This is a genomic window from Streptomyces sp. NPDC053750 (assembly GCF_044544295.1).
Taxonomy (GTDB): domain Bacteria; phylum Actinomycetota; class Actinomycetes; order Streptomycetales; family Streptomycetaceae; genus Streptomyces.
Genome location: NZ_JBITXB010000006.1, coordinates 161,802 through 175,742, shown reverse-complemented (window position 1 = coordinate 175,742; position 13,941 = coordinate 161,802). Strand labels below are relative to the sequence as shown.

Annotated in this window: 13 protein-coding genes and 1 riboswitch; of the genes, 6 read left to right on the top strand and 7 right to left on the bottom strand. The window is 69.7% G+C overall.

All coding sequences use genetic code 11. The features are described from left to right. Positions 1–26: 26 nt before the first annotated feature. Positions 27–182, bottom strand: a riboswitch (cobalamin riboswitch). A gap of 42 nt (positions 183–224) precedes the next feature. The 4 genes from ACIGO6_RS19095 to ACIGO6_RS19080 form a co-directional block, all read right to left on the bottom strand. Further along, on the bottom strand, positions 225–731 hold the full coding sequence (locus ACIGO6_RS19095; protein ID WP_399877427.1) for a GNAT family N-acetyltransferase: 507 nt from the start codon (positions 729–731) through the stop codon (positions 225–227). Between the two features lie 72 nt (positions 732–803). Continuing rightward, a complete protein-coding gene (gene mctP, locus ACIGO6_RS19090) occupies positions 804–2,414 on the bottom strand; it encodes a monocarboxylate uptake permease MctP (protein WP_399877424.1) in 1,611 nt (536 codons plus the stop codon). Next, the gene (locus ACIGO6_RS19085; RefSeq protein WP_399877422.1) at positions 2,411–2,668 is read right to left on the bottom strand and encodes a DUF3311 domain-containing protein; all 258 of its coding nucleotides are present in this window, start codon (positions 2,666–2,668) and stop codon (positions 2,411–2,413) included. The genes mctP and ACIGO6_RS19085 overlap by 4 nt, the downstream gene beginning before the upstream one ends. 147 nt (positions 2,669–2,815) lie before the next feature. Further along, positions 2,816–3,580, bottom strand: a complete 765-nt coding sequence (locus ACIGO6_RS19080; protein ID WP_399877419.1) for a GntR family transcriptional regulator — start codon at positions 3,578–3,580, stop codon at positions 2,816–2,818. A gap of 452 nt (positions 3,581–4,032) precedes the next feature. On the opposite strand from ACIGO6_RS19080, the gene ACIGO6_RS19075 reads away from it, so the two are divergent. The 4 genes from ACIGO6_RS19075 to ACIGO6_RS19060 all read left to right on the top strand — a co-directional run bounded on the left by ACIGO6_RS19075 (position 4,033) and on the right by ACIGO6_RS19060 (position 8,737). After that, positions 4,033–5,310 carry an extracellular solute-binding protein gene (locus ACIGO6_RS19075; RefSeq protein ID WP_399877416.1) on the top strand — a complete coding sequence of 426 codons (1,278 nt, stop codon included), beginning with the start codon at positions 4,033–4,035 and terminating at the stop codon, positions 5,308–5,310. A 111-nt stretch (positions 5,311–5,421) separates the two neighbouring features. Further along, positions 5,422–6,408 (top strand): carbohydrate ABC transporter permease, encoded by a 987-nt coding sequence (locus ACIGO6_RS19070; protein WP_399877415.1) that lies wholly within the window; start codon positions 5,422–5,424, stop codon positions 6,406–6,408. Continuing rightward, a complete protein-coding gene (locus ACIGO6_RS19065; protein ID WP_399877413.1) occupies positions 6,405–7,235 on the top strand; it encodes a carbohydrate ABC transporter permease in 831 nt (276 codons plus the stop codon). The genes ACIGO6_RS19070 and ACIGO6_RS19065 overlap by 4 nt, the downstream gene beginning before the upstream one ends. 8 nt (positions 7,236–7,243) lie before the next feature. Continuing rightward, complete coding sequence (locus tag ACIGO6_RS19060) at positions 7,244–8,737, top strand: glycoside hydrolase family 3 protein (protein WP_399877410.1); 1,494 nt, start codon at positions 7,244–7,246, stop codon at positions 8,735–8,737. Between the two features lie 99 nt (positions 8,738–8,836). Here ACIGO6_RS19060 and nagB read toward each other — a convergent pair whose 3' ends face one another. Next, positions 8,837–9,622, bottom strand: a complete 786-nt coding sequence (gene nagB / locus ACIGO6_RS19055; RefSeq protein ID WP_399877408.1) for a glucosamine-6-phosphate deaminase — start codon at positions 9,620–9,622, stop codon at positions 8,837–8,839. Between the two features lie 539 nt (positions 9,623–10,161). Between nagB and ACIGO6_RS19050 the strand changes: the two genes are divergently transcribed. Continuing rightward, positions 10,162–11,637 carry a sensor histidine kinase gene (locus tag ACIGO6_RS19050; RefSeq protein ID WP_399877405.1) on the top strand — a complete coding sequence of 492 codons (1,476 nt, stop codon included), beginning with the start codon at positions 10,162–10,164 and terminating at the stop codon, positions 11,635–11,637. 170 nt (positions 11,638–11,807) lie between these two features. Here ACIGO6_RS19050 and ACIGO6_RS19045 read toward each other — a convergent pair whose 3' ends face one another. Continuing rightward, positions 11,808–12,065 carry a WhiB family transcriptional regulator gene (locus ACIGO6_RS19045; protein WP_003973730.1) on the bottom strand — a complete coding sequence of 86 codons (258 nt, stop codon included), beginning with the start codon at positions 12,063–12,065 and terminating at the stop codon, positions 11,808–11,810. Positions 12,066–12,383: 318 nt separating this feature from the next. Beyond that, positions 12,384–13,352 carry a diacylglycerol/lipid kinase family protein gene (locus ACIGO6_RS19040; RefSeq protein ID WP_399877403.1) on the bottom strand — a complete coding sequence of 323 codons (969 nt, stop codon included), beginning with the start codon at positions 13,350–13,352 and terminating at the stop codon, positions 12,384–12,386. Between the two features lie 141 nt (positions 13,353–13,493). On the opposite strand from ACIGO6_RS19040, the gene ACIGO6_RS19035 reads away from it, so the two are divergent. Further along, positions 13,494–13,940 (top strand): hypothetical protein, encoded by a 447-nt coding sequence (locus ACIGO6_RS19035; protein ID WP_399877401.1) that lies wholly within the window; start codon positions 13,494–13,496, stop codon positions 13,938–13,940. Position 13,941 lies beyond the last annotated feature (1 nt).

Genomic DNA, 13,941 nt, shown 5'->3' with positions numbered 1-13,941 from the left:
CCGGACGTCATGGCACCCGGGCCGGGACGGCCGGGCGCACTGTCGGCAGGTCCTCGGACTGACCATGCGTGGACGCACGTGCGAAAGACGTGCGGAAACACGCAAGTACACCGTTGCGGGACAGTTCCGGATTCGCACCGGATTCCCCTGCGGCGACAGCGAGCAAGAGCATACATCTTGTGTCGGGTTCCGTGAGCACCCCCAGATGTTGTGTCGCGCCGGTCTCAGAGTGTCAGCTCATAGGTGAGCAGAGTGATGTCGTCGAGCTCCGGCAGCGGGTTCCAGTCGCGCCCCGGGGTGCGGGTGAAGCCCAGCCGTTCGTAGAGGCGGTGGGCGGTGCGCATCGTCCGCTGGGTCGACAGCACCACGCGCACGCAGCCCTCGACGGCCCGGGCGCGGTCGACGCAGGCCCGCACGAGCGCCTCGCCGACCCCGCGGCCGCGTGCCTCACGGGTGACGGCGAGCATGCGTATCTCCGCCTCGCCGGACCCGGCGATGTCGGCCATGGGGCCGCCGCGGGGCACGAAGGTCACGCCGCCGAGCACCCGGCCGTCCGCAGCGGCGACCAGCACCTCGGCCGCCGCCGCCCGCTTGGCCACGTTCCGCAGCTCGCCGAGGTACGCGTCGCTCTCCCCGAAGTCGAGGAGCCCGTCGCGGAGATAGGCCCCCGCGGTGATCTCGCCGAGGGCGTCGTACTCGCCAGGTGCCGCCTGCCGGATCTCGAAGTCCATGGGGCCGAGTGTGCCCGACGGGTACGACAACAGGCCGCCGGATTTCTCCGACGGCCCGTCTCGAACCGGCGATCAGTGCGAGGAGCCCGCCGTGGCCGGCGGGAGCTCCACCTCCACGCCCGGGTCGCCCGCGTCCGCCGTGTAGTCGCCCGGCTTGGTCTCGTCGACGCCCTCGGGTGCCTTGACGGCCTTCAGGACGAAGGTGAGGACCACGGTGACCAGTACGTTCAGTACGAAGGCGGTGAGGCCGATGTAGCCGATCTCGCCGATGCCCGGGATCTCCTTCGAGGAGCCGCCGAAGTGCTTCTGCGTCGGCGAGGCCACCCCGTACGCGGCGACCGTGCCGTAGATCATGCCGACCGCCCAGCCGCCGAGCAGTGCCCAGCGGTGGAACCAGCGGGTGAACAGGCCGCCGACCAGGGCCGGGAAGGTCTGCAGGATCCAGATGCCGCCGAGCAGCTGGAAGTTGATCGCGACCGTCTTGTCCATGCCGAGGACGAAGACCAGCGCGCCCACCTTCACCAGCAGGGACACCAGCTTGGAGACCTTGGTCTCCTGGGCCGGGGTGGCGTCCGGCTTGATGAAGTCCTTGTAGATGTTGCGGGTGAAGAGGTTCGCGGCCGCGATCGACATGATCGCCGCCGGGACCAGGGCGCCGATGCCGATCGCCGCGAAGGCCACGCCCGCGAACCAGTCCGGGAACATGTTCTCGAACAGCTGCGGGATCGCCAGCTGGCCGTTGTCCACCTTGACCCCGGCCGCGATCGCCATGAAGCCCAGCAGCGCGAGCAGGCCCAGCATCAGCGAGTACAGCGGCAGGATCGTGGTGTTGCGGCGGATCACCTCGCGGCTGCGCGAGGACAGCGTCGCGGTGATCGAGTGCGGGTACATGAAGAGCGCGAGCGCCGAGCCGAGCGCCAGGGTGGCGTACGTCCACTGCCCCGTCGCGTCCGGGACCAGGCCGCCCTTGCCCGCTTCGGTGAACTTGTCACCGGCCGAGGCGAAGATGTCGTCGAACCCGCCCAGCTTGATCGGGATGTAGATGATCGCCACCGCGATCACGATGTAGATCAGCGTGTCCTTCACGAACGCGATCAGCGCGGGCGCGCGCAGACCCGACGAGTAGGTGTACGCCGCCAGCACGCCGAAGGCGATCAGCAGGGGCAGGTCCTTGATGAACCAGTTGGTGTCCTCGCCGCCGCCGACGCCCATCACGTCCAGCACGGCCTGGATGCCGACCAGCTGGAGCGCGATGTACGGCATCGTGGCCAGGATGCCGGTCACGGCCACCGCGAGGGACAGCCCCTTCGAGCCGAACCGGCCGCGCACGAAGTCCGAGGTCGTCACGTACCCGTGCTTGTGGGAGACCGACCACAGGCGGGGCAGGAAGGTGAAGATCAGCGGGTAGACCAGGATCGTGTACGGCACCGCGAAGAAGCCGGACGCGCCCGCCGCGTAGATCGCCGCCGGGACGGCCACGAAGGTGTACGCCGTGTACAGGTCGCCGCCCAGCAGGAACCAGGTGATCCAGGTGCCGAACGAGCGGCCGCCCAGGCCCCACTCGTCCAGGCTGTGCTCGTTCTCCGCCCGGCGCCAGCGCGCGGCCAGGAAGCCCATCGCGGTGACGAGGACGAAGAAGAAGATGAAGACGGCGAGGGCGACGCCGTTCACTCCGTCGTTCACTTGGCCCCACCTTCCCGGCGGGCGCGCTGGTCACGCTGCCAGAGCTTGTACGCGATCATCGTGAGGACGGTGGAGATCACGACCCAGGCCATCTGGTACCAGTAGAAGAACGGGACCCCTATGAAGGCCGGGTCGGTCTCGGCGTACGAGCCGACCCACAGCATGGCGACGAACGGTGCGACGAGGCAGAGGCCGATGACGACGCGCACCGGCGTCACCACCGGCCCCCTGCTCACTTCTGGGTCTTCTGACATGCGGTGGCTCCGTCCCCTCGCTGATCACCTCGTGCAGTGCGCACGAAATGTAGGTGACGGCTTCAGGACAGCGGAAGCCCTCGTTCGTATATCGGTCCCCAACCGCAATCTGGGGCCCGTGTGAGCGGGTTCTGGTCCAGACCAGACCTAGTCCTGGGGCCGCTTGAGGCGGGCCACGAACTTGTAGCGGTCGCCCCGGTACACCGACCGCACCCACTCCACCGGCCGGCCCGTGCGGTCCAGCGAGTGGCGGGAGAGCATCAGCATGGGCAGGCCCACGTCGGTGCCGAGCAGGCCGGCCTCGCGCGGGGTGGCCAGGGAGGTCTCGATGGTCTCCTCGGCCTCGGCGAGATGGACGTCGTACACCTCGGCGAGGGCCGTGTAGAGGGACGTGTACTTCACCAGGGACCTGCGCAGCGCCGGGAAGCGCTTGGCGCTGAGGTGGGTGGTCTCGATGGCCATCGGCTCGCCGTTGGCCATGCGCAGCCGCTCGATGCGCAGCACCCGCCCGCCGGCCGTGATGTCCAGCAGCTCGGCGAGCCGGTCGTCGGCGGTGATGTAGCCGATGTCCAGCAGCTGTGAGGTGGGCTCCAGGCCCTGCGCCCGCATGTCCTCGGTGTACGAGGTGAGTTGCAGTGCCTGCGACACCTTGGGCTTGGCGACGAAGGTGCCCTTGCCCTGGATGCGCTCGAGGCGGCCCTCGACGACCAGTTCCTGCAGGGCCTGGCGCACGGTCGTGCGCGAGGTGTCGAACTCGGCGGCCAGCGTGCGCTCGGGCGGGACCGGTGTGCCCGGCGTCTGTGTCCGGGTCATGTCGAGCAGATGCTTCTTCAGACGGTAGTACTTGGGCACGCGCGCGGTACGGACGGTCGCCCCACCCTCGTTCTCCGCACTGCTGACGTCGGTGCTCATGCTCTGCCTTCCCGGCTCCGGGTGCCGAAGCGACCGCTATCCCTGTCGGCCACGGCTCACATCGTGGCACGGCTGCGCGCGGGGACGGTCCCACACGCTCCGTAATCCCTTCTGTATACCTCCGGGACCCGGGCTGGTCTAGTCCACAGCGCCGCCCGGCATCGCTGGTACGCGTGTTCGGGACCGTGTCGACGTGTCATTCGGTGGGTGGTGGTACACCCGGTCCCGGTCCGTCCGATCTGCCGCTTGCGGAATGAAAGGTCCCTGCATATCTCGGTCGCATCACGGACGCGGCGACCGTGCTTGAACACCCTTGACAGCCCTATTGGTCTGGGCCAAGCTCCCCGTACTGGTCTACACCATTGGTCCAGGTCCCGGCCCCATGGGCGGTCCGCGTCGACGAGCAACCGCGGGGAGGCAGGGGGGTTTGTGGCATCCCTGAGGAGGGTGGCGTGAAGCGCAAGCTGATAGCCGCGATCGGTATCGCGGGCATGATGGTCTCGATCGCGGCGTGCGGGGGCGACAGCGACGACGACGGCAAGAAGGCCGGGGCGGACGGCTACGCCGGCGAGACACTCACCGTGTGGGTGATGGACGGTTCCTCGCCCGACGACTGGCAGGCGGACCTCGCCAAGGAGTTCGAGGCGAAGACCAAGGCCAAGGTCAAGTTCGAGATCCAGAAGTGGAACGGTATCCAGCAGAAGCTGACCACCGCTCTCTCCGAGGAGAACCCGCCCGACGTCTTCGAGATCGGCAACACCCAGACCCCGGCCTACGCCAAGACCGGCGGCCTGGCGGACCTGAGCGACCTCAAGAGCGGGATCGGCGCCGACTGGTCCGAGTCCCTCAACAAGTCCGCCGTCTTCGACGGCAAGCAGTACGCGGCCCCGTGGTTCGTGGTCAACCGCGTGGTCATCTACAACAAGAAGATCTGGGCGGACGCGGGCATCACGGACACGCCCAAGACCCGCGACGAGTTCTACAACGACCTCAAGACGATCGGCGAGAAGACCGACGCCGAGCCGATCTACCTGCCCGGCCAGAACTGGTACCACTTCGTGGGCCTGGCCATCGGTGAGGGCGCCGAGCTGGTCAAGAAGGACGGCGACAAGTACGTCTCCAACCTGGACGACCCGAAGATCGCCGCCGCCACCGAGACCTACAAGAAGTTCCAGGCCCTCTCCAAGGCGCCCAAGGACAAGGACGAGGCCACCCCGCAGCAGGGTGAGATCTTCGCCAAGGGCAAGACCGGCGCCATCATCGGCATGGGCTGGGAGGGCGCCACGGCGATCACCACCAACCCGGCCATCGAGAAGGACCTCGGCTACTTCACCATCCCGGGTGCCACGGCCGACAAGCCCGAGGGCGTCTTCCTCGGCGGCTCCAACCTGGCCGTCGCCGCGGGCAGCAAGAAGCAGGAGCTCGCCAAGGAGTTCCTGAAGCTCGCGCTCTCCGACAAGTACGAGGGCGCGCTGGCCAAGGCCAACGGCGTCATCCCCAACAAGGAGTCGCTGAAGAGCAACCTCCAGGGCAACGCCGCCGCCGAGGCGGCCGCGCCGGCCTCCGCGGGCGGTGACACCACGCCACTGATCGCGGAGTGGGCCGCGGTCGAGAACGACCCCAACCCGATCAAGACCTATCTGACGGCCGTGCTGAAGGGGAAGTCCCCGGCCGAGGCCGCCAAGCAGGTCGAGGGCGAGTTCAACAAGCGCCTGGCGCAGCAGCAGTAACACCGGGGGAGCCGGGGCGGGGCGCCGAACGACGGCCCCGCCCCGGCGACCGTACGCGGGTCGACGTACGAGGGTCCGGTCGGGCCCAGGTCGAGAAGAGAGATCGCGAGCATGACCGTGCAGACCGAACGGCCGCCCTCCGGGCCGGGGGACGTCCGCAAGACGGACGACGGGGGAACCGGCAGGCCGACACCGCGAGCCGCGTCACGCGCCGGCGCGTTCGCCCCGTACCTGTTGCTGCTGCCCGCCTGCGCGGCCACCGTGCTGCTGCTCGGCTGGCCGCTGCTGAAGGACCTCCTGCTGTCCTTCCAGAACCTCAACATGGCGCAGCTGATCCAGCACGTCACCGAGTGGAACGGCATCGACAACTACAAGGAGGTCCTCACCGGCGAGGACTTCTGGCGGGTCACCCTCCGCTCGATCCTCTTCACCGCCGTCAACGTCGTCCTCACCATGGTCGTGGGCGCACTGATCGGCCTGCTGCTCGCCCGCCTCGGCCGGAAGATGCGGTTCGTGCTGCTGATCGGCCTGGTGCTGGCCTGGGCCATGCCGGTGGTCGCCGCGACCACCGTCTACCAGTGGCTCTTCGCCCAGCGCTTCGGCGTCGTCAACTGGGTCCTGGACAAGCTCGGCTGGCACTCCATGGCCGACTTCAGCTGGACCGGCAGCCAGTTCTCGACCTTCTTCGTCGTCACCGTGCTGATCGTCTGGATGTCCGTCCCGTTCGTCGCGATCAACCTCTACGCGGCGACCACCACCATCCCCGGTGAGCTGTACGAGGCCGCCTCCCTGGACGGGGCCGGCGCCTGGCGCAGCTTCACCACGGTCACCATGCCGGTCCTGCGGCCGTTCCTCTACGCGACGACGTTCCTCGAAGTCATCTGGATCTTCAAGGCGTTCGTCCAGGTGTACACGTTCAACGGCGGCGGCCCGGACCGTCTCACCGAGATCCTGCCCGTCTACGCCTACATCGAGGGCGTCGGCAACCAGCACTACGGCATGGGTGCGGCCATCGCCGTCCTGACCATCCTGGTCCTGCTCGGCCTGACCGCCCACTACCTCAGGATCGTGCTCAAGCAAGAGGAGGACGAGCTGTGAAGCGCTCGCTCTTCGGCCGCCTGTGGCCCAACGTCACGGCCGTCGTCCTGTTCATCGGCCTCGTCTTCCCCGTCTACTGGATGTTCGCCACGGCCTTCAAGCCGACCGGCGACATCATCTCGGAGGACCCGGTCTGGTTCCCGACCGACGTCACCTTCCGGCACTTCAAGACCGCGGTCAACGCCGACCACTTCTGGACGTACGTCGGCAACTCGTTCATCGTCACCGTCTGCGCGGTCGTCTTCTCGCTGATCATCGCGCTGGCCGGGGCCTTCGCCCTGGCGCGGATGCGGTTCAAGGGGCGGCGCGGCTTCATCGTCGGCTTCATGCTGGCGCAGATGGCGCCCTGGGAAGTCATGGTCATCGCGATCTACATGATCGTGCGCGACGCGTCGATGCTGAACAGCCTCGTGCCGCTCACCCTCTTCTACATGATGATGATCCTGCCCTTCACCATCCTGACGCTGCGCGGCTTCGTCGCCGCCGTGCCGAAGGAACTGGAGGAGTCCGCGATGGTCGACGGCTGCACCCGTGGCCAGGCGTTCCGCCGGGTCATCCTGCCGCTGCTCGCCCCGGGCCTGATGTCCACCTCGATGTTCGGCTTCATCACCGCCTGGAACGAGCTGCCCCTCGTCCTGGTCGTCAACAAGGAGGCCGAGTCCCAGACCCTGCCGCTGTGGCTGACCAGCTTCCAGACCGTCTTCGGCGACGACTGGGGAGCGACCATGGCCGCCTCGTCGCTCTTCGCCATCCCGATCCTCATCCTCTTCGTCTTCCTGCAGCGCAAGGCCGTCAGCGGCCTGACCGCCGGCGCCGTGAAGGGATAACGCCACCCATGACGACCATCGCCAGGGGGACCGACACCCTCACCCGCGACGCACTCACGGTCCTTCAGCCCGGCTTCACCGGCACCACCGCCCCGGACTGGCTGCTGCGCCGCCTCGGTGAGGGGCTGGCCTCCGTCGGCCTGTTCGGGCGCAACATCGCCGCGCCCGAGCAGGTGGCGGCGCTGACCGCGCAACTGCGCGCCGAGCGCGAGGACGTACTCGTCGCCATCGACGAGGAGGGCGGTGACGTCACCCGCCTGGAGGTGCGCACCGGCTCCTCCTTCCCCGGCAACCTCGCCCTCGGCGCGGTGGACGACGTCGGGCTCACCCGGGAGGTGGCCGCGGAACTGGGCCGCCGGCTCGCGGCGTGCGGGGTGAACTTCAACTGGGCCCCGTCCGCCGACGTGAATTCCAACCCGGACAACCCGGTCATCGGCGTACGCGCCTTCGGCGCCGGCACCGACCTGGTCGCCCGGCACACCGCCGCCTACGTCACCGGCCTGCAGTCGTCCGGTGTGGCCGCCTGCGCCAAGCACTTCCCCGGCCACGGCGACACGGCCGTCGACTCCCACCACGCCATGCCGCGCATCGACGTGGACGCCGACGTGCTGGCCGCACGCGACCTCGTCCCGTTCCGCGCGGCCGTCGCCGCCGGCAGCCGCGCGGTGATGAGCGCCCACATCCTGGTCCCGGCCCTGGACCCGGACCACCCGGCAACGTTGTCCCGCCGCATCCTGACCGACCTGCTCCGCGGCGAACTCGGCTACGACGGCCTGATCGTCACCGACGGCATGGAGATGCGGGCCATCGCCGGCACGTACGGCATCGAACGCGGCAGCGTGCTGGCCATCGCCGCCGGCGCCGACGCGATCTGCGTGGGCGGCGGCCTGTCCGACGAGGACACCGTACGGCGGCTGCGCGACGCCCTGGTCGAGGCCGTCCGCTCGGGCGAGCTGCCCGAGGAGCGCCTGGCCGACGCGGCACAGCGCGTCCGCGCCCTCGCCCGCTGGACCGCGGAGCACCGGACGGACGCCGCCCGGGCCGGGGACGGCGCCGACGGCGACGTGGGCCTGCGCGCCGCACGCCGCGCCCTGCGGATCACCGGCGCCGAGGGCTTCACCCCGCTCACCGAGCCGCCGTACGTCGCCGCGCTCACGCCCGTCGCGAACATCGCGGTCGGCGACGAGACCCCCTGGGGCATCGCCGCCGAGCTGTCCCGGCTGCTTCCCGGCACGGAGACCGACAGCTTCACCGGACCGGACGCCGGGAAGGAGGTGCTGGCCGCGGCAGGCTCCCGCCGCATCGTGGCCGTCGTCCGCGACGAGCACCGCCATCCGTGGATGGCCGCGGCCCTGAACATCGTGCTGGCGGCCCGCCCCGACACGATCGTGGTCGAGATGGGCGTCCCGCGCGCCGAGCCCCGCGGCTCCCTCCACCTGGCCACCCACGGCGCGGCCCGCGTCTGCGGCCGGGCGGCGGCGGAGGCCGTCACGGGCACGTAGCGGCCCCGGCCGCCGACACGCCGAAGGCGCCGGACCCCGCGGTGGGGGGTCCGGCGCCTTTGCGCGTGAGGCCGGCCGATGCTCGGGGACCGGGCGGGATCAGATCCCCTGCCAGTCGGGCTTGTGGGCGTAGGTGTGCCGGAAGTAGTCGGCGAGCTTCAGCTTGCCCGCGGCGGCCTCGTCGACGACGACGGTGGCGTGCGGGTGCAGCTGGAGCGCGGAGGCGGGGCACACGGCCGCGACCGGCCCCTCGACGCTCGCGGCGACCGCGTCCGCCTTGCCCTCGCCGGTGGCGAGCAGCACCAGGTGCCGGGCCTCCAGGATGGTGCCGATGCCCTGCGTGATCACGTGGTGCGGCACCTGGTCGATGTCACCGTCGAAGAACCGTGCGTTGTCCACGCGGGTCTGCTCGGTCAGCGTCTTGATCCGGGTCCGCGAGGCGAGCGACGAACACGGCTCGTTGAACCCGATGTGCCCGTCGGTCCCGATCCCCAGCAGCTGGAGGTCGACCCCGCCGGCCCCGCCCAGCGCCCTGTCGTACGCCTCGCACGCGCTCTGCACGTCCGCGGCGGTGCCGTCGGGACCCATGAACGCGTCCATGCTGATCCCCAGCGGCTCGAGCACCTCGCGCCGCAGCACCGAGCGGTACGACTCCGGGTGGTCCGCGGGAAGCCCCACGTACTCGTCGAGCTGGGCGATCCGTGCCCGCGCGGTGTCCACTGCGCCCGAGCGCACCTTCGCCGCCAGTGCCTCGTACACCGGCAGCGGCGTCGAGCCGGTGGCCACTCCGAGCAGGGCGTCGGGCTTGCGCCGGAGCAGCTGCGCCATGGCCTCGGCAATGAGCTCGCCGCCCGCCTGGGCATCGGGAACGATGACAACTTCCACGCTTGCCTGCCGTTTCGAAGAGAGGGCTCACCCGGGGTCCGGGACTGGCCATGTGGTTTAGACCAATCTAACAGAGCCGGGTCCCGCAGGCGCGTCGAAACGGTCAGGCGGAGTGGGGCCCGGAGCGCTCGCGGAAATTGCCTCGGCGGTCCGGCCCCGCGTGTGGTCCAACAGGGTTAGGCTTTGGCGGGGCGCAAACACCGTTCAACGCATGGACATGGTGAGTGGTCTAGTCCAGAATGACCCTGAGACGCTTACCGTGACAGTCACACAAGGTGAACGTCAGGCTTCCGCCTTCCCCGCACAGGAGGGCGGACCGAGGAACCGGAGCTCTCTGCCCTGACTGCCCCGGGTCCTCATCCTTCGGCCGACCGGGACCGCACACCCCACGGCCGATGTTGCTCCGGGCTGCGGTGCCGGGAGGGTTGAGGGTCCCTCTCAGGCGCCGCGGCCCGCGGGTGTTTCCGGGGACCCGTCGGAGTGCGGCCGAATCTGGCTGGTTTCCGTCCCTGTCCGTACCGCCAGGTACGCTCGGCCTCGTGCCCTCCATGAACGAACTCGTACGCCAGCACACCGCGCTCGACGACTCCGACCTCGAGTGGCTCCACCTGCTGGTCTCGGAGTGGCAGCTCCTCTCCGACCTCTCCTTCGCCGACCTGGTCCTGTGGGTCCCCACCCGCGACGGCACGCGGTACGTCTCCGTCGCCCAGATGCGGCCCAACACCGGCCCGACCTCGTACCAGGACGACATGGTCGGCCACCTCGTCCCACGCGGTCGCCGCCCCATGCTGGACGCCGCCCTGGACGAGGGCCGGATCGTGCGCGAGGGCGACCCGGAGTGGCGCGAGGAGGTCCCGGTCCGCGTCGAGTCGATCCCCGTACGCCGTCAGGGCCGCGTCCTCGGCGTCATCGCCCGCAACACCAACCTGCTCACCGTGCGCACCCCGAGCCGCCTGGAGCTCACGTACCTGCAGAGCGCCTCCGACCTGGCGCAGATGATCGCGGCCGGCGCCTTCCCGTTCGAGAACCAGCAGGTCGACATGGACGCCTCGCCCCGCGTCGGCGACGGCCTGATCCGGGTCGACGCGGACGGCATCGTCCAGTACGCCTCCCCGAACGCGCTGTCGGCCTACCACCGCATGGGCCTCGCCGCCGATCTGGTCGGCCACCACCTCGGCCGGACCACGGCCGAACTCGCCCCGTCCCGCGGCCCGGTGGACGAGGCGCTCGCCAAGGTGGCCAGCGGGTGGGCGCCACGCGAGTTCGAGATCGAGGCGCACGACGGGGTGATCCAGTTCCGGGCCATCCCGCTCAAGCCCAAGGGCACGCGCATCGGCTCGCTGGTGCTGCTTCGCGACGTCACGGAACTGCGCCGCCGTGAGCGCGAGTTGATCACCAAGGACGCCACCATCCGGGAGATCCACCACCGGGTGAAGAACAACCTCCAGACGGTGGCGGCCCTGCTGCGCCTCCAGGCCCGGCGCATCGAGTCCGACCGGGGCCGCGAGGCGCTCGAGGAGGCCGTACGCCGGGTCGGCTCGATCGCGATCGTGCACGAGACGCTCTCCCAGAACCTGGACGAGCGAGTGGAGTTCGACGAGATCGCCGACCGGGTGCTGGCGATGGTGGCGGAGATCTCGCCGGGCAAGGTCACCGGCCGGCGCACCGGCCGCTTCGGCATCCTGGACGCCGAGGTCGCGACCCCGCTGTCGATGGTGCTGACCGAAGTGCTGCAGAACGCCCTGGAGCACGGCTTCCGCGAGGGCGACACCGGCACGGTCGAGGTCGCCGCGGTCCGTGGCGGTACGACCAAGGAAGCCCGGTTGCTGGTCACCGTCCAGGACGACGGCGTGGGCCTGCCCGAGGACTTCGACCCGCACCGCTCCGGCAACCTCGGTTTGCAGATCGTCCGCACCCTGGTGGAGGGCGAGTTGGGCGGGACCTTCGACATGGTCCCGGCCCCGGGGGGCGGCACCCGGGTGATCCTCGACATCCCGGTGCCCGCGGGGAAGTAGCACCACGGGGAAGCAGCAAAAAGCCCCGGACCGGTGAAGGTCCGAGGCCAGTGCTCGTGCGATGTATCGTCCGATGCGCATCGGGGGTACTGCGCGCTGCGGCTCGGGAGCGGGAGTTGCGTACTCGCTGTACGCGCCGCCAAGCTCAGGCTGTCAGCAGGGGTGGATGGTCAGGCGGAGGCCTGACGGGCCCGGTTGCGGGCGGCACGGCGCTTCATTGCGCGGCGCTCGTCCTCGCTGAGACCACCCCAGACGCCGGAGTCCTGGCCGGACTCGAGCGCCCACTGCAGGCACTGCTCCATGACAGGGCAGCGACGGCAGACGGCCTTGGCTTCCTCGATCTGCAGCAGCGCGGGACCGGTGTTGCCGATGGGGAAGAAGAGCTCGGGGTCTTCCTCGCGGCAAACGGCGCGGTGACGCCAGTCCATGGCTGCTACCTCTCCTTGGTATGACTGTGCAAGTGCTTGTGAATGTGAACGCTTTCACGAATCCCTCAACAAGGGAAGGGCCTACCGCCAGGTTCCCTGGCGTGGTCCTGTGTTTGAAGAGGGGTTCTGGTGATCTGTGGAGGCCGGTGTTGCGGGCCGTCCCGATCGCCAAGAAGAGACTCGCAAACCTCAGCGGCGGATACAACCCCTTCCGGAAAGTTTTTTTTGATTCTTCGGTGTCGACTAGGTCACAGCCGTACTTCCATGGGGTGGACCCTGGTCTAAACGTTCGAGTGAAAGGACTTTCGCCCCTTCTGCTCACACAATCACACGCAGTGCACGGCGAACGCCTGTGAACGTCACGCTGGTCCGCAGCCCCAGGTGGTCACCGTCCATCTGGAGGGGGAGCGGCACCTTCGAATGCAAGGTGAACCGGGTCTGATCGTGCAGGGAGAGAGCGTGCCGACCCCGGGGTCCGCGCTCGGGGGACGAAGTGAGCAACTGGGTGCCATAGCGGGCAACCGCGGCCGTCGAGAGGCGACTGAGACCGAACACGTCGAGCCCGGTGTCGAACGAGGCCTCGGGCGACGCGTAGATCGGGCGGTTGCCGAGGAACGTCCAGGGGGACGTGTTCGAGACTATGGACAGCACCAGGTCCTCGACCGGGTCCTCGCCGTCCCGCTCCAGGGTGATCGTCCCGCTGCGGCGGTGCGGCTCGCCGATGAGCTGGCGCACCACCTGACGGACGTAGAGGGCGTGCGTGGACTTCTTGCCGCGCTCGCGGTGCTGCTCGACGCGGCCGACCACTCCGGCGTCGAAGCCCAGACCCGCGTTGAAGGTGAACCAGCGCTCCGGGACGGCTTCGTCCTCGGAACCCGGCGTGCCCGAGGCCAGGCCCAGTCCGACGGTCCGCTCGCTGCCCTCGCGCAGGGCGTCCAGCAGGGCGCCGGTGGCCTCCACCGCGTGGTTGGGCAGGCCGAGGGCGCGGGCGAAGACGTTGGTCGAGCCGCCGGGGACCACCGCGAGACCGGGGAGGTGATCGGGGTCGGGGCCGGCGTGCAGCAGACCGTTGACGACCTCGTTCACCGTGCCGTCGCCGCCGAGGGCCACGACCAGCTCGATGTCGTCGCTCTGTGCCGCGTGCCGGCCGAGGTCGCGTGCGTGGCCGCGGTACTCGGTGGTGACGGCCTCCAGCTTCATCTCGCTCGCGAGCGCGTGGATCAGCACGTCGCGCGTACGCGCGCTCGTGGTGGTTGCCGCCGGATTGACCACGAGAAGTGCACGCATGGTCTGCAGGGTACCTACTGGGCGGTACCCGGCCCAGCCCGAGGTACGAGCCCGAGACCCCGGTCCGACGTCCGAGACGGTCGGGCGGGAGGGGCCGGACGCGCCCACGGGCGTCCTGCTGCCGGGAGCTACCCTTCAGGGGTGAGCAGTGAGCAGACCCCCACCCCGGAAGCCGCCGAAGAGGCGGGCCCTCGTCCCGGCCGGCTGACCGCCGCGGCCGCGGCGGCCGCACTGGAGGGGCTGGCGCTCGTCGCCGGCGGCGCCTGGATGCTCGTGGGGGGACTCACCGGCCACCCCGACGACCGCACCTCGGCCGTCACCGGTGGCATCACCCTGATCGTCCTCGCCCTGCTGCCGCTGCTCGCCGCCCGGGGGCTGCTCGCCCGCCGGGGCTGGAGCCGTGGGCCCGCCGTCATCACGCAGATCCTGGCGCTGCCCGTGGCCTACAACCTGCTGCACGCCGACAGTGTGGCGATCCCTGCGGGGATCGTGCTCGGTGTCGTGGCCGTCACGGCGCTGGTGCTGCTCGTGAACCCCACGACGACCCAGGCCCTCGGCATCCGGGGACCCGGCGGCGCCGAGAAGTAGC